General features: G+C 38.4%; 17 protein-coding genes, 2 pseudogenes and 1 CRISPR repeat array. Of the genes and pseudogenes, 4 read left to right on the forward strand and 15 right to left on the reverse strand.

Translation table 11 applies throughout. The features are described 5' to 3' along the window. Nucleotides 1-130: 130 nt before the first annotated feature. Both A0J48_RS15475 and dndC read right to left on the reverse strand, forming a co-directional pair. Entirely contained in the window at nucleotides 131-751 is a 621-nt protein-coding gene (locus A0J48_RS15475; protein WP_200324499.1) for a Uma2 family endonuclease, read from the reverse strand. 3 nt (nucleotides 752-754) lie between these two features. Then, complete coding sequence (gene dndC, locus A0J48_RS15480) at nucleotides 755-2,374, reverse strand: DNA phosphorothioation system sulfurtransferase DndC (RefSeq protein ID WP_200324501.1); 1,620 nt, start codon at nucleotides 2,372-2,374, stop codon at nucleotides 755-757. Between the two features lie 190 nt (nucleotides 2,375-2,564). On the opposite strand from dndC, the gene A0J48_RS15485 reads away from it, so the two are divergent. Then, nucleotides 2,565-4,160, forward strand: a complete 1,596-nt coding sequence (locus A0J48_RS15485) for a DGQHR domain-containing protein (protein ID WP_200324503.1) — start codon at nucleotides 2,565-2,567, stop codon at nucleotides 4,158-4,160. Here A0J48_RS15485 and A0J48_RS15490 read toward each other — a convergent pair whose 3' ends face one another. The 6 genes from A0J48_RS15490 to A0J48_RS15515 form a co-directional block, all read right to left on the reverse strand. Then, on the reverse strand, nucleotides 4,161-5,084 hold the full coding sequence (locus A0J48_RS15490) for an HNH endonuclease (protein WP_200324505.1): 924 nt from the start codon (nucleotides 5,082-5,084) through the stop codon (nucleotides 4,161-4,163). Between the two features lie 14 nt (nucleotides 5,085-5,098). Further along, complete coding sequence (locus A0J48_RS15495) at nucleotides 5,099-5,572, reverse strand: DNA phosphorothioation-associated protein 4 (RefSeq protein ID WP_200324507.1); 474 nt, start codon at nucleotides 5,570-5,572, stop codon at nucleotides 5,099-5,101. A gap of 213 nt (nucleotides 5,573-5,785) precedes the next feature. Further along, nucleotides 5,786-7,852 (reverse strand): AAA family ATPase, encoded by a 2,067-nt coding sequence (locus A0J48_RS15500; RefSeq protein WP_200324509.1) that lies wholly within the window; start codon nucleotides 7,850-7,852, stop codon nucleotides 5,786-5,788. After that, nucleotides 7,849-8,022 (reverse strand): hypothetical protein, encoded by a 174-nt coding sequence (locus tag A0J48_RS15505; protein ID WP_200324511.1) that lies wholly within the window; start codon nucleotides 8,020-8,022, stop codon nucleotides 7,849-7,851. Before A0J48_RS15505 ends, A0J48_RS15500 begins: the two co-directional genes overlap by 4 nt. 438 nt (nucleotides 8,023-8,460) lie before the next feature. Further along, nucleotides 8,461-8,757: a DUF2288 domain-containing protein gene (locus A0J48_RS15510; protein WP_200324513.1), complete on the reverse strand. Its 297-nt coding sequence runs from the start codon at nucleotides 8,755-8,757 to the stop codon at nucleotides 8,461-8,463. Between the two features lie 77 nt (nucleotides 8,758-8,834). Beyond that, nucleotides 8,835-9,473 carry a lysophospholipid acyltransferase family protein gene (locus A0J48_RS15515; RefSeq protein WP_200324515.1) on the reverse strand — a complete coding sequence of 213 codons (639 nt, stop codon included), beginning with the start codon at nucleotides 9,471-9,473 and terminating at the stop codon, nucleotides 8,835-8,837. A 339-nt stretch (nucleotides 9,474-9,812) separates the two neighbouring features. Here A0J48_RS15515 and A0J48_RS15520 point away from each other — a divergent pair, with 339 nt between their 5' ends. Next, nucleotides 9,813-10,004: a DUF2795 domain-containing protein gene (locus tag A0J48_RS15520; RefSeq protein ID WP_200324517.1), complete on the forward strand. Its 192-nt coding sequence runs from the start codon at nucleotides 9,813-9,815 to the stop codon at nucleotides 10,002-10,004. A 125-nt stretch (nucleotides 10,005-10,129) separates the two neighbouring features. Here A0J48_RS15520 and A0J48_RS27040 read toward each other — a convergent pair. The 6 genes and pseudogenes from A0J48_RS27040 to A0J48_RS15545 all read right to left on the reverse strand — a co-directional run. After that, nucleotides 10,130-10,522 (reverse strand): annotated as a pseudogene (locus A0J48_RS27040) (ACP S-malonyltransferase). Between the two features lie 53 nt (nucleotides 10,523-10,575). Further along, nucleotides 10,576-10,893: a DUF433 domain-containing protein gene (locus A0J48_RS15525; RefSeq protein WP_200324519.1), complete on the reverse strand. Its 318-nt coding sequence runs from the start codon at nucleotides 10,891-10,893 to the stop codon at nucleotides 10,576-10,578. 59 nt (nucleotides 10,894-10,952) lie between these two features. Beyond that, entirely contained in the window at nucleotides 10,953-11,834 is an 882-nt protein-coding gene (gene fabD, locus A0J48_RS15530) for an ACP S-malonyltransferase (protein ID WP_200324521.1), read from the reverse strand. Nucleotides 11,835-12,029: 195 nt separating this feature from the next. Then, nucleotides 12,030-13,028: a beta-ketoacyl-ACP synthase III gene (locus A0J48_RS15535; RefSeq protein ID WP_200324524.1), complete on the reverse strand. Its 999-nt coding sequence runs from the start codon at nucleotides 13,026-13,028 to the stop codon at nucleotides 12,030-12,032. 133 nt (nucleotides 13,029-13,161) lie between these two features. Continuing rightward, entirely contained in the window at nucleotides 13,162-14,187 is a 1,026-nt protein-coding gene (gene plsX / locus A0J48_RS15540) for a phosphate acyltransferase PlsX (protein WP_200324526.1), read from the reverse strand. Between the two features lie 272 nt (nucleotides 14,188-14,459). Next, a pseudogene (locus A0J48_RS15545) lies at nucleotides 14,460-14,906 on the reverse strand (M67 family metallopeptidase); the annotation flags it as partial. Nucleotides 14,907-15,130: 224 nt separating this feature from the next. Here A0J48_RS15545 and A0J48_RS15550 point away from each other — a divergent pair. Together A0J48_RS15550 and A0J48_RS27465 are read left to right on the forward strand one after the other, a co-directional pair. After that, nucleotides 15,131-16,720 (forward strand): glycoside hydrolase family 57 protein, encoded by a 1,590-nt coding sequence (locus tag A0J48_RS15550; protein WP_200324530.1) that lies wholly within the window; start codon nucleotides 15,131-15,133, stop codon nucleotides 16,718-16,720. Nucleotides 16,721-16,810: 90 nt separating this feature from the next. Beyond that, a CRISPR array of direct repeats spans nucleotides 16,811-17,721; the repeat unit is 35 nt; unit sequence GTTTCCATCCCCGTGAGGGGAAGTTGATGAAAAAG. 491 nt (nucleotides 17,722-18,212) lie between these two features. After that, nucleotides 18,213-18,338: a hypothetical protein gene (locus tag A0J48_RS27465; protein ID WP_267910311.1), complete on the forward strand. Its 126-nt coding sequence runs from the start codon at nucleotides 18,213-18,215 to the stop codon at nucleotides 18,336-18,338. 168 nt (nucleotides 18,339-18,506) lie between these two features. Here A0J48_RS27465 and A0J48_RS15555 read toward each other — a convergent pair whose 3' ends face one another. Then, nucleotides 18,507-18,734: a photosystem II protein, Psb35-related gene (locus tag A0J48_RS15555; RefSeq protein WP_200324532.1), complete on the reverse strand. Its 228-nt coding sequence runs from the start codon at nucleotides 18,732-18,734 to the stop codon at nucleotides 18,507-18,509. Between the last annotated feature and the right edge of the window lie 146 nt (nucleotides 18,735-18,880).

Raw genomic sequence — 18,880 nt, forward strand, 5'->3', positions numbered from 1 at the left:
AATCTCGTTTCCTGGCTGTGCCGGGTAACGCTGTACAAGAGGCTATGCCTCGGTTATAATTGTATGAGGTAGAGCCTCACATTAGGCATTCCTAGCCGGAGTCTAGGAAGGAGAGATGAGAAATTTATTTTTACCTTTTATCACCAATTCTAAAAATTTGATCGGCTGTTAAATTCAAGTTAGGAAATGCCGCAGAAATTAACACATCATTTCCTGTAAACTGACTAATTTGATACTCTCCTTCAACTAAATTATGTATAGAAATTGTTGGTTGTTTAGGATTTCCTATATATCTTCTTCCACCCAAACCTAGATAGTCGGTGATCCAATATTCAGGAATACCTAATTTTTCATATTCTGCTAATTTGATTAAATAGTCATCTTGCCAATTTGTGCTAACTACTTCAATTACTAAATGGACGGTTTCACCTTGAGTAATTGTAGAACGCTTATTCCATAAAGGTTCATTATTAATGGCATTCCAATCTAAAACAATGACATCGGGATTATAGCCAGATTTGGCGGAATCTACTGGTTTAATAATACATTGCCTGGGGATAAAATAAGGTAGGTTATTTTGTTCAATTTGTACGCTTAATTTCTGTGCTAAAAATCCTGATACCTGTTCATGCGTTCCCGTTGGTTGCATTTCAACAATTACCCCATCATGTAATTCAAACCGTCCATATCCATCTGGATACCAGTCAAGAAATTCCTCTAAGTCTATAATTTGTGGTAATGTTTGTAACATAATTCACTCTTCCTTTTTCTTAAACTTCATACTCGCAAAAGTCGCTGGGTTACTGGACTCTTTACTCTCTTCCTTATCTACAACTTCTCCTATATTTAATTGTTTGAATTTTTTCCGAATTGTCGCTACATCACCCTCACTCGCTGCTTGTCGCAAATCTCTTTTCAAATGGGCGTTTCTAATGGCTTCTTCTTGAGAACGGGAACTTGTATCAAAACATTTTTCTAGGCTTTCAAAGATTCCCACGCGGCGCGTTTTTTTCTTAAATTGGCGTTCTGTATCTAACAGTTTCGCCATTAGTTCTAATTGCATTGCGTCACCGTCACAAATTTCTTCTAATACTTCCCATTCATCGCTACCAAGTAAGCTATAATCTGCACCAGGACGAGGATCTTTAAATACTTCTCCTGTGACTTCTTGATAGATGCGGGGTAGGCTATCATCAAATTCGTGTTTTTCTTCTAGCCATATCCGGCGAATTTCGCTAAGTTCTTCCATAGAAATTAGGGTAATATCGCGCATATTCTCTGGGGCAGTTTGCCGCATTTGAGTTTGTGCGGTTAATAGTTTTCTTAACCAATACTCACGCCAATATTTTGTATATGGTCCGGGTACTGGTTCAACAGATATTTTACCGTTTTTATTCCGTTCAAATAATTGAACTTCTCCCCATATTCTCCGAAAATCCCTTTTTTCTCTATCATTTTCAATATCTAATTCTCTACGAAAATCAACTATTGGTTGCATCCATTCTTTTTCTTCATCATTTTGAATCATTGCATTTAAAGATTTGTCACTGCTAACTAATGTGCAAACCCAACACCCAAAACGAGAGTTACCACAACTAGGAGTGGATGTATCAACAACTAAAGGACATTCATTATCCGCTGTTGATTCTCTATACATATTAAATAAATCTTTATTGCTATATCCCCAAGGATTTTTCCATTGCATTAAATATAGCCAAACTTCATCATTACGCCAATCTTCAATAGGTGTATACAATAAAGAATTAATGAGACTAGGATGAGGACATAGCCTATCTCTTACTCTTCCTTCTTCTCGCTTTGTCATAATTAAAGCGCGATTAGTGCTTTCTGTTTTGCGCGTTCCTAATATAACAATTGTTTCACCACTAGCTCTAACCACATCACGAATAAAACGGTTAGATGGGTCAATTTTTAGCCTTCCTGTACACCAGCGAAATGTATGACGAGGAGCTGGATAGCCTTTACCTAGTAACCCTGCCCAGTATGTTTGTTTGGTTTCTGGTTGAAGTAAATGTGGTGTCATTGGCATAATTTGTTCTTGAGCAGCAATTTCCATTTGTTTTAATGAATTACGTACCCAAGCAGAAACATAGGGATTTTCGACACCTGTATCAGTTGTAATGACATGAATAGTTTTAGTTCTTTTTTCTGGTGGTAGTCCAGAAATTGCATTCCAAATAAGTTGTAAAATTGCTGTACTGTCTTTTCCACCGGAATAACCTACAACCCAAGGTATCGCATCTAAACAATATAATTCTTGAATTTCTGTGGTGAGAACTTGGATATAGTCTACTAATTCTGCTACAGTACGATTTTGCTGAGTTTTACTGTCTGGTTGTTGTGTTGTAGTCATAACTATCTACCGATAAATATCTAAATGTACTGTGAGGTTGCATATTGAAATAGATATAAGCCAAAGAAAATCATTATACTAAGATAGTTTACATTCATTTCCCAAAATATTTTTTAAAAACTATACTCTTAGTATCCAATCTTTTGTAAAAATAAGCAATTCAATCTAGACATTGTTTTTAAAAATTTATATGATTGACAGCCAATCTGAACAAAGCCGTAACATTTCTCAACAGTATCCAGAGAATCAGAATCAACAGGTGTTATCTGTATTACTAGATGAGTTACTCAGTAAAAACAACCAAATTCTTGTTCAGCAAACCCAAATGGGTGGTGTTGAAGCATACATAGGTGCAGTTACATTGGAATGGTTCGCAAACCGAGTTAAGTTTGCTTCTGCTTTACCTTTGTTGCAAAAAAAGTATAATCCAGAGACGGAGAATATTGAAATTGATGCGGATAGTATTGATGAAGTTCAACAACGACCTTTAGACTGGTCGCGTCAAGCACCGCTAGTACAGTATTTAGCAGCACGAAAAAACCATAAGTTTCCCCCGGTATTGGTTGTAATTAATCAACCGTGGGTTGATGATCCGAAAGCGGATGAATGGGATAGTGAAGGACGGGCTAAAAAAGCTACTACTGGTTTTACACCTTTAGATCAAAATGGTACGGTTGGTTTGCTAAATGTTGCTGAAGAAAATGTCAGTATTTATGCATTAGATGGTCAACATAGATTAATGGGAGTGCAGGGTTTATTAGAGTTAATTAAAACGGGTAAATTGAGACGTTATAAAAAAGATAAAATTGCTAACGATAGTTTTATTACTTTATCAGATTTGATAGAACATTATCAAGTCAATGCAGATTATTTAGAAAATAAAATACCACAAGAAAAAATTGGTATTGAGTTTATTTGTGCGGTTAATGCTGGTGAAACTTACACAGAAGCAAAACGACGGGTAAGGTCTATTTTTGTTCATGTAAATTTAATGGCTGCACCTTTAACAAAGGGTCAGTTAACACAATTAAATGAAGATGATGGTTTTGCTATTGCAGCGCGAAAAATTGCGGTAACACATCCACTTTTGGCAGATAAAGATAACCGCAAACCTCGTATAAATTGGAATAGTGCAACAGTAGCAACTAATTCGACTGTGTTAACGACATTGCAAGCTTTACAGGATATGTCTGAACGCTATTTGGGGCAGAAATTCCCCCACTGGAAACCTTTGGAAAAAGGTTTAATTCCGATGCGTCCAGAAGATGAGGAATTGCAGGAAGGCATTAATGATTTTACCGAGTTATTTGATTATTTAGCGAGTCTTCCTAGTTATAAGATTTTAGAACACGAAGATACACCAGTTCTGCGGCGTTTTAGTTTTGAAAAAGATGGTAGTGAAGGAAATATGTTATTTCGTCCTGTTTCTCAAGTTGCTTTAGCGCAAGCTTTGGGAATTTTGGTGTTTAAAAAAGGTTTTTCTTTAGAAGCTATTTTTAAGAAGTTGCGAAAATTTGATCGTCAAGGTGGTTTTAGTGGGATGGAATATCCCCAGTCTTTATGGTATGGGGTTTTATATGATCCTAATAAAAAGCGTGTCCAGGTTGCAGGAAAAGATTTAGCAGTGAAGTTATTAATTTACATTGTCGGGGGAATGAAGGATCAAATGGAAGTTGTACAGCTGCGTAAGGCTTTAGCTGATGCGAGAACTATAGAAGATAAAACTATTGGTTTTGATGGGAAGTTGGTTGAACCCCAGGATGTAGGTTTACCCACAGTTTTATAGTTATGTCTGAAAGATGTTGTAACGATGCCATTGTAAAGCTTCAATATCTGGAAAGTATTTCTCAATTCTAGGAAGTATGAGTTTTTCACCATGAAAATCTTTTATTGGTTTAGCATGGGGAGATACTTCTTCCAGTTCTTTACTAACTATAATTTTGTATTTCTCATCAACAGCAAACCAACCTCTATCAAATGCCCAATGATGATTTTTACATAGGGCTATTCCGTTATGTATTCTACTGTCATAAAATTGTGCAAATGGTTTAATATGTGCGCCATCTACTATATTTTGATTGATACTTTTGTTAACTATTAAACCACAAAAAGCACATTGACATTCATATACAGAGACCACTGCTTTTCTAAAAAAAGCATTTCTAATTATTGTCTTTTTTAAACTATACTTAGGTTTATTTCCAATATACTCAGGTGATATTTTTTCATTTTCAAAATTTTGATTAATTTGTAAAATGCTTTCTATTTGATTATTTATATCAGGAAAAAACGCCGCTATAAGCGCATCTAGTAATTCTTTTCGACATAATTCATCTTGCAACAATTCAAATAATTCAATATCTAAATAGGCACAGTAAACTGCTTGTTTTAATCTATTAGTTGTTTTTGGTTGTAAGCCATTAAAATCTGGTTTAAATTCTAAGTGCCAAAAACCTTCACTTTGTAAATGGAAGAAAGGATAATGTAACCCTCCAGTATAAGAATGTGAACCTATTATTTGCCAATATTTTTCAAATGTTTCAATCAATTCATCTGATACTCTAATTTCATTATTATCAATAATATCTCTACTAATTAAATCTATAACAGATAGAATTAATATAGGTTTATGTAGAGCAGTACCTCGTTTTTTGCTGCTACTTACATTCAGATCAGATAATTTTTGACAGTATAATGTTAGAGTATCCATATTTCAGCAAATTTTTAATTTAGAAATTTTCTTAAATCAAATTCTCCAAGTTCTTCATTGTTAGTCTCTTTATTAGAGATCAAAAATAACAAAATTGTGTCTGTATAATCAATTGAACCTCTAAGTTCACCTTGCAGAATTTCTAAACCACCATTAGCATATTCTTCAAAAATCTCATTGCGGTGTTTTTCAGATTCTTCCTCATTAGGGGATAAAATTTGAATATCTTGAGTTTCGATGGTTGAAATTAATTTAATTAAAACATCATATCCCATTGATATAAATGTTTCCAACCTAATTGGTACAGGTTCACGTTTAGAAACTTCCTCAAAAGGAACACGCTTCTTATACTTTACCCCCAAAGCAGCAGCAAAAACAATCACATCAGCGAAAGTTTGAAAAGGACCATTTCCACCATCAGCAGAAATTAAAGCCTTAACCAAATCAGCCTTATCCTTAGCAACCCTGATTCTACCAGATTCAGCCATAAAAAGAATATATATAATATTGATAGAAAATATTGTATCTGAAAACAAAGTCAAGCTTAACTTTTTTGATCATTTATTTCTTGATTTTCTCCCTTCCCTTCTGTTATTCTCTTTGCGACTCTGCGTGAGATAAAACATTAACCGCAGATGAACACAGATAAACACAGATGATATTTCTTTTCTTCCTCTGTGTTTCTGTGGTTAGTTCATCTTCTACCTTTCCACCTCAACAATTTCAGTATATTCAAAACTATTAGGACTTTGCCTAACCAAAGGATATCTTTCCCCACCCACTTCAATAAATTCTTGTTCACAATCAGGTTTAGAGGAATAATAAGTTAGCACATATTCCCTACCAATTCTATCAATAATTTCCTCCTCAACTTCCACCCTCCATTGAGTTTTTGTCACCAACACAACCAACTGATTTGCTAATTTAGGAATAGTTTGGGCAATGTGACGACGAGAATTAGCATCTAAACTGCCAAAAGGTGAATCCATGACAATAGGAAAAGAACTACTATCAGGAATCATCATAATTTTTCGTTTCTCACTCCATTCTCGTACCTTATCAATAATACTAGCGATAAAAGACAAGCTGAGAATTTGATTTTCTCCCGTCGAAGCTGCGACTGGTGCTTCTATTCCTGTGGTATTCTCCACTAAAGTTAGTTCATATTTTTCCGTAATCTTGGGAATATAGGGAGTCACAGAAATTTCTGCAAATATTTCCTGCACGCGCTTTTCTAACTGCAATCTAAATTGATTCTCCTGTCTACTTTTCACCTCGATTAATCTTTCAATCGCATCTTGAGTAGCAGTGATGCGTCGCTGTGCTAATATTTGTCTTTCCTCGTTCTGTTTTTGTTTAGAAATTTGTTTCCCCAAAACATCAATATCTGCTTTCAGGTGAGAAATTTCTTGTTGATTTGCACCTTGTTCTCTATTTAATTCATCAATTTTTGCTTCAATGTCATCTAATCGTTTTTGTAACCCGCTAATATCTTCATTAGGATCTTTTCGCAAGATTTCCTGAATTTTATCTAACTCAGTTTCTACCTCGGAAATAGACTCTCTTAACTGATTAATTCTCTGTTGTTCCCTGTCAACATTTTCCCAAAACAACTTCGCTTGCTCATCAATATCATCAACCTGCGCTCCCATTCTAATGGCAGTTTCTTGAATTGAGGAAGAACCTGTTTTTTTCAATAAAGATTTGACATGGAAATGTCCATGGCTACCTTCTTTTAAATCTGCACCACAAATACAACGTCCAGATTGAATTAAATCTGAGACAAATTCTTTAGAAATTCCCGCAGTTAAATCTCCCCGTTGTTTAAAATCGTTGATAATTTCTCTAAACTTTCCAGTAGTCTCACCTAACAAAACTGTATAACCTTGTTTAGAAATAAACTTTTTCAGAGCATCTTTAGTTTTTCGCAGTTCTTCATAACTACTACGTTTTTGAGTTTCTAAATTTTGTCGTCTTTCTTGTAATTCTTTGACCGATGTTAATTCTCGTAACCTGTTGCTGACATCCTTTTTAAATGTCTGTTGATTTTCCAACTCTTGTTTAATTTCTATTTGTCGTTGACTAATTTTTTCAATGGCTTTTTCTAACTTGTTTTGTTCTTTCAATAACTGTTTAGTTTCCGCATCACCAATAGCTGCTAAGTCATTATCTAAAGTTTTCTTTGCTTCCTTTAAATGTCTGATAGCTAAGTCAATGACTTTCACACCTAAAAATGTTTCCGTGGCTTCCGCAATTTCCGCTTTTTTATCAGAACGAACTATTTCTTCAATACGTTCGCCATCAAAAAAGAAATACTGATGTAAACTAGCGGGTAAAATATTGTTGATAATTTCCTCTGCTGGTTCTATGGGAAAACCCCATTTACCATCATCACTAGCATACTGAATCGTTAATTTTGTTTTTGTTGCTTCCAGTGTACTTGGGTTTTTATAAACTCGACAAGTGCGTTTAGCACGGTAGCGAGTTCCTTCATGTTCCCAACCAATTTCTACCCAACATTCTACTGGTTGATTTTCTTCGGCTTCGGAAATTGCTCTTTTATTTACTAACTGTTCAACAACCGCAAATGCAGCCGTAAATTTTTCATATAAAACCCACGTAAAGGCATTTAATAAACTAGTCTTTCCTGCACCATTGTTACCGTGAATGATCGTTGTATTCCGAAAGTCTCCACTAGCGATAACAATTTCTGGTGTCTGACCATAAAAAGAGCGAAAATTGTAAAGTTTAATGGAAGTCAATTTCATTGTACTGCTTCCTTGACTATCGCTAAAATATCATCATTAATTGCACCTTTGCTTTTTCGTGCCAATCTCGATTTTTCTAATTTACATACTCGTTCAATTATCTGCTTGACTTCCGGTGGTGCGCTAGTAATTGGTGCTTGTACATCTTCAACATTTAATTCTGTGGACATAACAGGTTTTCAAAATAGACTTTATAGACTTTTCATCCATTTTAACCATCTCTGTCTCTGTGATTTCAACTGTGAATTTACTGTTACTGAGAACTTTAAACTATGCAATATATGGAGAAAAATTTTACAATTTTGCGGCTAGAAAGGGTTGCAATTTCTGTTTTTTAATGATATGCTGGCTATTGTCAATTCTTATAATGGGATGTAGCCTGTCATAAAAATTTTACTTATATCCCATTATATTAGATATAGTACCACAGCCGCCGCGCCTAGTCAATCAAGAATTTTAGGGGCAGAAAAGGAAAAAAGTGCAGATTTTTGAACAGGTTAGTGCTAAAAGGTGGCATTCTGCTCCTGGTAGATGAAAAAATTGAACCATACCCAATAGCTAAAACTATTCCCTATTCTCTATCTATTAGCAACTCTTCAATATGACTCTTAATGGTTTTGTATTTCTTGTATTAAAACGTAAGGTTCAACGATGAGAGCATTAAACCGCTTATTAGGGTTAATATTCCACTCTCCCAACTGTAGAGGTGAGGGTTTAGTCAACAGTTGTTCATCAATCCAATTTTGGACTGTGGGAATATGATCACGAGCGATCGCTTCTCCCACATCTAGTAAGTCTAAGCCATCTGCTACCAAAATTACCGCATCTCTTTGTGCATGGGGAATTAACCAATCCCATTCTGCTTCATCTAGGTTTTCTCGTAATTCTGCTCTTAAATCAGACATAATCGTGGATTTTTATGTTTCTACACTTGATTTTACATGATTTATAGCAGGAGTCAGCAGTCAAGAGTCAGCAGTCACTATCGCCCTAAATCGTGCATTTCATTAATTACACTTGCACATTTTTGTGTAATTGCTTCTAATTCGGGTTTAGTAGTAGAACTGGGAGCATCAATAAGTTTACCAATTCTGACAGTAATGGGAACTGAACGAGGAAGGGATGAACCAGGTTGTAAAATTTTGTCAGTACCCCATAAACTCACGGGTAAAAAAGGTACTTTTGCCTTAGCTGCTAGTAGTGCTGCACCTTTTTTAGGATCTGTAATGCGACCATCAGGGGTACGAGTACCTTCTAAAAACACACCGACAGCCCAACCCTGAGCAAGAGATTCTAAAGCCGCACGGATAGCATTGCGATCAGCCGTTCCCCGACTGACTGGGTAAGCACCATATAATTTAATTGCTTGTGCTAAAACAGGCACTTTAAACAATTCTTCCTTAGCCATGTACGCAACTGGACGACATACACAACTAGACACAATAGGTGGGTCAAAGTAACTAGCATGGTTGCTAACTACTAGCAATGGTCCAGTTTGAGGGACATTTTCCACACCATAAATCTTGACCCGAAAGTAGGTGTGTAGCATGGGACTAACCACTGACCACTTGAAAGCGTGGTAAAGTGCCAAACTAATGAAGGGTTCGCGTTCTCTGGTCACTGAGGATAATTCAAATAAGACTAAGGTCTAGGATAAGCTATGGCGATCGCTTTTAGTCAGCCAGTAGGAGTTTATTTAGGCTGTTAACAAACTATTAACAAACTATTGAGGTGCGATCGCACTATTTTTTCACTATTCTATATTGTCAATTAGGCTCAAGCTTTGTACTATTGGCTGATTACTGATTACTGATAGCTGAATACTTACTGACATTCCTTACAGATCAGCTAAATATTCAACACCAACATGATATTAAGATACATCCCCAGGTAGAGAATGTTAGGGGGTGAAGATCAATAGCCTAGATATGAAATCACCAATTCATCAAGAGGTAAAGTTATGGCAGTATCAGCAGTTGATATTTCCAGAAGTCTCAGTGGTATAGATTTTCCTGCCAATAAACAAAAATTGGTCAATCATGCCAGAGATAAAAATGCCAGCCAGGAAATAATTGAAATTTTGCAAGAAATGCCAGAACGGGAATATGACAACATGGCAGACGTGGAACATGAGTTTGGCCAAGTTAAATAATTTTTGAATGAGTTTGTTCCTTGTCTGTCTAGTTGATGAAATACTTTTTTACCTTTAACATATAGTGGGACTTATACAAAAACACTCTGAAAAATGTTTAAGTTCCACTATTCATTAAAAAAACTTCAAGGAATAAAAATTCTACCTGCTCCCATATAGTTTTCAATATCTAATATAATCTCTACTAAACGAGCAGCACATTTTTCTCGATAAATACGCTCATCAAATCGATCAGGATTGCCAATAGTAATAATTGGTAGTGAAATATCTGTATTTTCCTCTCAAATGGTCTGCTTTAATGAATAATATCCTTTCATATTTCTGTTAGCTGTGATTAGAATCATTTGGTTTGCTTGAGCAAATTGCCATACAATTCTGTCACTGCTATCTGTTGCTAATTCAGCTTGTTTAAAGATAAAAAAACGAATGGATAAAAGTTCAATCCAACCTTCAGCCGCAAGTGTTCCCCAAAATCAAACCGCGTCACCAGTTCAGTTATAATCAATGAGAAAATTCATAATTGGGATGTGATGCGTTCTTTCCAAGATTGCAGTTTTGCACGCAAATTTTCCTAGCCAACTTTAGCAGGTTTATTTGCTATTTTGGAAAATCGTTCATTGTTTTTTTCTTGCCAATATTGGCGAATTTCTTCTGATTTTTGGAGAAAATCTTGATATTCAGCTTCCATTTCCACAGTATGCGTTTCTATGTAGTCTAAAGCCAAATTAACCTGCTCATCATTTAATCCCAGCTTTTCACGAATTAACTGGGATGGATATTGGGCTTTTACATAGTCCATCACATCGTATAAGGTAATACGAGTTCCGGCAATTATTAGTCCCCGTTCTGTACGAATGATACTTGATTGTCCATTGGATACAGTTGCCATATCCATCAACTCCTAGAAATTATCTCAGCTAATTCTAATTTAATTGTGAATTAATTTCCTTAACTCGGCAACTCTCCAGTATTACGAATATTTTTCAATTCAATCCCCTCAACAGTACGTTTAATCAACCCAGTTAAAACGTTACCAGGTCCAATTTCTATGACTTTTTCAATCTCATTTATTGGTAATTGCAAAGCAATTTCTCGCCACCGCACTGAACCAGTCATTTGTTGAATTAAACGCTGTTTTAAAACATTTGCATCAGTTGCAGGAACTGGATCTACATTTGAGGAAACAGGAACAGTTGCTGTTTGAAAAATAGTTGAATCTAAAATTTCTTGAAATTCCTGTGATGCTGCTTTCATTAAATGTGAGTGAAATGCACCAGAAACTTTCAAAGGAACAGCACGTTTAGCTTTCACTTGGGACATTACAGCTTGCACACCTTCAGGAGTCCCAGAAATTACCACCTGTGCTGGACTATTATCATTTGCTAGGACGACATCAGGGGTTTCGGCAATAACTTTGTCTAATTGTTCCCGGTTAAAATTTAGTAATGCGGCCATCATTCCACCAGCAGCATTATCCATAATTTCTGCGCGGCGTTTGACCAATTTTAAACCAATAGACCAATCAAAAACACCAGCAACATAAAGAGCAATATATTCTCCTAAACTGTGACCGGCAACTAAATTTGGTTCTTGTCCTCGTTCCCGCAATAAGTCAGCGAGAATACTTTCGATCACATATAAACAGGGCTGTGTGTAGAGTGTGCGTGATAGTGTAGCTTCGTCATTTTGACAGATTTCGCTCACAGACCAGCCCAAAATAGCATCAGCTTGGTCTAATTTTTCTTTGGCAGATGGTATTTCTAATAAATCCATTCCCATGTTCAAGGCTTGCGAACCTTGTCCAGGGAACACCCATGCAGTTTTAGTCATTTGTCCTTGGTTATTAGTTATTAGTCATTAGTCATTGGTCATTACAGCAGCTTTCAGCTTTCAGCGGTCAGCAGTAAAACCCTTTTGGTGCAAGGTTTTGTCATAAAAATTTGTACCTTATTGATCTGCAATATGCTGTAGTCATGAAGTTTATTATTTTGACTTTTGACTTTTGACTTTTGACTTTTGAATTGTTTATCTTCCCCATTGAAAAATTGCTGCACCCCAACTGAGTCCAGCGCCAAAGCCGGCGGTAGCAATGATATCATTAGTTTGGATTTTGCCTTGTCGCACTGCTTCATCTAATGCTAAGGGAATAGAAGCAGCGGAGGTGTTGCCGTAATGAGCAACGTTGCTGATAACTTTATGCTCAGGAATATTTAGGCGTTCAGCTACGGCATTTATAATGCGCTGATTTGCTTGATGCAAAACTAGCCAATCTACTTTATCTACGCTAAGATGAGCTGCAAATAAGGCTTTATCTATGATTTCTGGTACTTTCTGGGCGGCAAAACGGTAAACTTCTTTACCATTCATGGTGATGGGATGATAATTGCCAGTAGGTACATGAATATCTGGTGTCACTTGCTTGGTTGTACCTTGATAACCAAGGTTGAGATGGTGGTTTTGTGTACCATCACTTTTGAGGGAAAATCCTAATAGGCGATCGCTATTATTGGCTTGTAAAACTACAGCCCCTGCACCATCACCGAACAATACACAAGTGCGGCGGTCTTGCCAATCTACCCAACGAGAGAGGATATCTGCTCCTATTAACAGTACATTTTGATAAACACCTGTTCTGATGAATTGGGCTGCTGTAACTAATCCAAATACGAAGCCAGAACAAGCTGCTGTTAAATCAAAGGCGACTGCTTTAATTGCTCCCAACTCGGCTTGAATGCGACAAGCATTTCCAAATAAGTCATCAGGGGTAGAGGTCGCTAACAGAATTAAATCAATATCTGCTGCCGTAATGCCCGCTGTTGCGATCGCCTGTTGAGCAGCATCAGTGGCCAGTGTAGTCAATGATTCAGGCGGTAATGCTAACTGCCGTTGACGAATTCCCGTTCTTGTGGTAATCCATTCATCTGAGGTTTCAACTAGTTTAGTCAAAACCTGGTTATCTAAGGAAGTGGCAGGTACTGCTGACCCACTGCCTGTAATTGCTATGCCATTCAAAAAATTCTGCACTCCTAATCTCCCCAGTTGTCAATTGTCAGTTGTCAAGAAGCAGTCAGCAGTCAGCAGTCAGCAGTCAGCAAACCTCATTCATGAATGACCAATGACAAATGACTAATGACTATGGAATCTGACCCAGAAAAGGCTAATCGCTTTCGCTCTGTAGGATTTGATATTTTGACTGTAGTCTTTCTAATACCTGATTATCTACAGCTTCCTTAGCCATGCGAATAGCACTAAAAATGGATGGCGCTTGGGAACTACCGTGGCCGATAAAACAAATTCCGTTTACTCCTAAAAGCAAAGCACCACCATGTTCTGCGTGATCCATGCGCTGTTTAACGCGCTTGAGGTTGGGTTTTAAAATTGCTGTGCCGATTTGACCACGCAATCCTTGGGGTAATTCCTCCCGCAAAATTTGCAGAATTACACCTCCGACTGCTTCGGCAAATTTTAATAACACATTACCGACGAAACCATCGCAGACAATTACATCAAAGTCACCTGATAATACATCACGGCCTTCGGCGTTGCCAATAAAATTTATTTGGGTATTTTCCCTTAATAATTGGTGAGCGCGGAGGGCTGCTTCGTTACCTTTGGTGTCTTCTTCACCGATATTCAATAATCCTATTTTGGGTTCAGGCATTCCCAAAACATACTGGCTATAAATCGACCCCATAACAGCAAACTGCTCTAAAAATTTAGGACGACAGTCTACATTAGCGCCGACATCAAGTATTAATACGGGTTGTCCTGCTTTGATTGTGGGGAATACTGTCCCAATAGCTGGGCGGTCAATTCCTGGTAATCTTCCTAAGCGGAGCAAGGCTGATGCCATTGCTGCCCCAGAGTGACCGGCAGAAAATACAGCATCTGCCTGCTGATGTTTCACTAAATCCATCGCCACGTTGATGGAAGCCTTCCGCTTTTTTCTAACTGCGTTTAAAGGCTCTTCATCCATTGTGATCGTTTCCTCAGCAGGAACAATCTCCAATCCTGCCATATTTGTTTTTGGCGGTATGACAGCTTCAATTTGTTGAGGATCACCTACCAACAAGATTTTTACACCCAATTCTTCCTTGGCCCGCAAAGCGCCAGCGACGATTTCATCGGGTGCGTAATCCCCTCCCATAGCATCAATTGCGATCCGTACAGCAGTCGATCCCATTGCTCCTAGCTCAAAGAAACCTTACAAATTTTATCAGATTGCAACACTCAAGAATTAGAAATTCCAAAAAAAGCATCAAGAGTTCAGGAGTTCAGGAGTTCAGTAGTTTCCCCGCCCGTTCAGGAGTTACAGGAGTTCAGGAGTATGGCTTGCGCCACGCTACGCTATCAGGAGTTACAGGAGTATGGCTAACGCCACGCTCCGCTATCAGGAGGAAGAATTAATTTTTCTTCCCCTGCTTCCCCTGCCTCCCCTACACCCCACACCCTATCTATAAGTTCAATGGTTTCTGTTTGAAATTGGTGGTTGTCGTCCAGACTCCAGCTTTGGCATTCGCCAGCTTGACCATTTTGGACGGAAACTATTAAGTATGAGTATTCAGGCCAAGCATATAGCCTGTCCCATTGGGAAGGAATAGCAGGATAGTCTGGGTGGGAGTGATAAATGCCAATGATGCTCAAGTTGCGATTTCTGGCTTCTTTTTGTATTTGCAACATCACTGGAGGAGCGATCGCATATCTTCTTGTGCGACTATGTGTTTCTTCTGTAAAGTTAGCCGCTTCCGTATGCCAGGAGTTTTCTGTGGGTATGACCTCTACTACGGTTTTACACTCACTACCCATATCTCCCAGCAGTATTCCACAGCATTCTTCGGGATAGGTGCTTTCGGCATGGTTTTTGATAATTTGTAGGTGATTTGTGTCGAGTTTGAGATTCATGAAATAGGGTGTAAGGGTGTAGGGTGTAGGGTGTAGGGAAAGCAGGGGAAGCAGGGGGCGGGGCAAAAAATTCTTACTCAGGACTCGGTACTCGGTACTCTCCTGAACTGCCAACTTCCACTCATGAAACTACTTTCTGTCATGATCCCGATATAGTCTTAAAATATTGTTAATTTCTCCCCAACTCTCAACCTTCAATTTACAAGTAAAACCCCAAAACTATTATGGCTATAGGCTACGTCGCTCTTGTACTCCATGCCCACCTGCCCTTCGTTCGTCACCCAGAAAGTGACTATGTGCTGGAGGAGGAATGGCTATATGAAGCCATTACCGAAACCTACATTCCCTTATTGAAAGTATTTGAAGGCTTAAAGCGAGACGGCATCGACTTCAAAATCACCATGAGTATGACACCTCCACTCGTGTCAATGCTCCGTGACCCCCTATTACAAGAACGTTATGACGCGCATCTAGCCCAATTAGAAGAACTCATAGAATTAGAAGCAGAACGTAATACACATAACGGACATTTGCGTTATTTGGCGGAACATTACGCCACTGAATTTAACGAAGCCCGTCAAGTTTGGGAAAAATATAATGGTGATTTAGTTACAGCTTTTAAACAATTCCAGGATACAAATAACCTAGAAATAATCACTTGCGGTGCTACTCATGGGTATTTACCGCTAATGAAAATGTATCCAGAAGCTGTATGGGCGCAAATACAGGTAGCTTGTGAACATTACGAGGAAACTTTTGGCAAAGCACCCAGAGGAATTTGGTTGCCAGAATGCGCCTACTATGAAGGTTTAGAGCGAATGCTGGCAGATGCGGGTTTGCGGTATTTCCTCACCGATGGGCATGGTATATTATACGCCCGTCCCCGTCCTCGCTTTGGCACTTATGCACCGATTTTCACGGAAACTGGTGTGGCTGCTTTTGGCCGAGACCATGAATCTTCGCAACAAGTATGGTCTTCTGAGGTAGGTTATCCTGGTGCAGCCGAATATCGGGAATTCTACAAAGATTTGGGCTGGGAAGCGGAATATGAGTACATCAAGCCCTATATCATGCCCAATGGACAGCGTAAAAATACGGGTATTAAGTATCATAAAATTACCGGACGTGGTTTAGGTCTTTCTGATAAGGCACTTTACGATCCTTATTGGGCAAGGGAAAAGGCAGCCGAACACGCTGCTAACTTCATGTATAATCGTGAACGCCAGTCTGAGCATTTACATGGAATTATGGGTCGTCCCCCAGTCATTGTTTCTCCCTATGATGCAGAGTTGTTTGGTCACTGGTGGTATGAAGGCCCTTGGTTCATTGATTACTTGTACCGCAAGTCCTGGTATGACCAAGGTACATATCAAATGACCCATTTAGCGGATTATTTGCGGAACAACCCAACTCAACAAGTTTGTCGTCCTTCCCAGTCCAGTTGGGGTTTTAAGGGTTTCCATGAATATTGGTTGAATGACACTAATGCTTGGATTTATCCCCATTTACATAAAGCTGCGGAACGGATGATTGAAATCTCTAAGCTAGAACCAGAGGATGAGTTGCAATGGAAGGCTTTGAATCAAGCAGCGAGAGAGTTATTATTGGCACAATCTTCTGACTGGGCGTTTATTATGCGGACAGGAACAATGGTTCCCTATGCAGTGAGAAGGACGCGATCGCACCTGATGCGATTTAATAAATTATATGAAGATGTGAAAGTGGGTAAGGTTGATAGTGGTTGGTTGGAAAAAGTGGAATTAATGGATAATATTTTCCCCAACATCAACTATCGGGTCTATCGTCCGTTGTAGTTTCCTCACAATCAGGATTTCCAGGATTTAAGGATTTACAGGATATGAATTTTTTCCAAAACTCTTGTTAATTCTTTCATCCTGTATTTAGTTTCCATCCCCGTGAGGGGAAGTAGATGAAAAAGTCGTTTCTATAACGCCATCGGGTATGGCGGAGTGGATGCGTTTCCATCCCCGTGAGGGGAAGTTGATGAAAAAGAACATTCAACGAATCAGTTATGCACACTTTAAGAAAAGTTTCCATCCCCGTGAGGGGAAGTTGATGAAAAAGGGTTTAATGACGCTGACGATGAGCAGCGTTATAAAGAGTTTCCATCCCCGTGAGGGGAAGTTGATGAAAAAGTCAATGGGTTGGAGTACGCCATCCGTGGTGCGCAAACGGTTTCCATCCCCGTGAGGGGAAGTTGATGAAAAAGCAGAGCAAGAAACTCGCTTTCAAAAGGGTAAAAACTACTGTTTCCATCCCCGTGAGGGGAAGTTGATGAAAAAGACTCTAGTGGTACCCAAGGTACCGATTACCTGATAAAGTTTCCATCCCCGTGAGGGGAAGTTGATGAAAAAGATGATTATATCGTGAACTTGGATAAAATGCATAGTATTGTTTCCATCCCCGTGAGGGGAAGTTGATGAAAAAGCACAGTTGTAACAGATCAAAACATTATTTTATTTTTCGTTTCCATCCCCGTGAGGGGAAGTTGATGAAAAAGGATTTTTTTTATTGGCTCCGCCTCCGCGCAGCAGAAGGGTTTCCATCCCCGTGAGGGGAAGTTGATGAAAAAGACCAATTGTATTGCAGCATTCGGCTCCATAATAAAGTTTCCATCCCCGTGAGGGGAAGTTGATGAAAAAGTTGGCATGCTCGTCTCAACTGCTTTAATCGTTTGGACTGGTTTCCATCCCCGTGAGGGGAAGTTGATGAAAAAGTCAGATGAACAGCATAAACAACAAGGAAAAAAAGTCCAAGAGGTTTCCATCCCCGTGAGGGGAAGTTGATGAAAAAGGCCACTCATCTAGAAGGCTTATCACAATTGAGTTTGAAACGGGTCAATCTGAGGGGGTCTTTTTTGAGGCTAAATAATTGATAAATACTCTCAATAAGACCGAATCTGACACACTTCAAACGCTTACTCAGCAAGCTATCTGAGGGGGTCAACGGAAGAATAAGGGTTTCAGACGTTGCTTGACCCCCTCAGATGCTTATCAATCAATGACAAACTCATCAGTTTATCAAATGATTGAGAGTAGATTTAGAAACACTAACGTCAAGTTAAGCTTATTAATTTTTCATGGTTCAGCAAATCTAGTGACTAGTTTATGAAAACCTACGAAAAAAATCAAGGTGAAATAAAAAGTATAAAATTACACCAAAAAAATTTCTGCTTTTTAGCCCAACCCTGTTAAATTTTCAAGGTTTAATATTTTAATGGAAAGTACATTATAGATTTTGAAAAAATGCAACTTTTTTTTGAGGAGCATTGTGACACAAAGAGATATGCTTTTTCTTATAATTTATGCCAATGATACCTCTAATATAGCCGAAAAAAATCAGGTGTCAATATCAATGGCTGAAAAAACCAAAACTCGTAAAATTGTTGACATCATTCTCAATAACTATTGAGAATACCCACACTTATTGCGAAAAAAGTTGACAACACACTTTTTTGGTAAAAATCAGATTTAAAAAACTGATGGTAAGAGAATCATTGTAAAGCGTCTAAAAGCAAAACCCCCAGTCACGGTGACGGGGGGTTATTTGTATCAACATTCTACAAAGCGGCCTTTACTACTATCGGGGTAAAGTGCGGCTGGTGTAGACATCCATCGCGTAGGCAGGAGTGCGTTTTGTGTAATCTATTTCTTGACCTGTAATAGCTTGAGCCAATTTCTCAAAAGACTCAGAACCCCAGTTGCGTTCGTGGATGGGTTTGCTTTGTTCACCCATGAAGTAAGCCAAAGAACCGATTACAGAACCAGCTACCCAACCAATTACTAATAGTGCAATTAAGATAGTCATTTTTAAGCCTCGTGTTTTAACTTTTGTTGCCTTATGTAAATAAATATAACAAACACTTCACAAAATTGGCAAACTATTGATCAGGTGTGCTTACCGATGGAAACAGTAGGGTATTCCGCACTGTGCTTAGGGTGTGGGGTGTGGGG

Source organism: Sphaerospermopsis aphanizomenoides BCCUSP55 (assembly GCF_001586785.1).
Lineage (GTDB): Bacteria > Cyanobacteriota > Cyanobacteriia > Cyanobacteriales > Nostocaceae > Sphaerospermopsis_A > Sphaerospermopsis_A aphanizomenoides_A.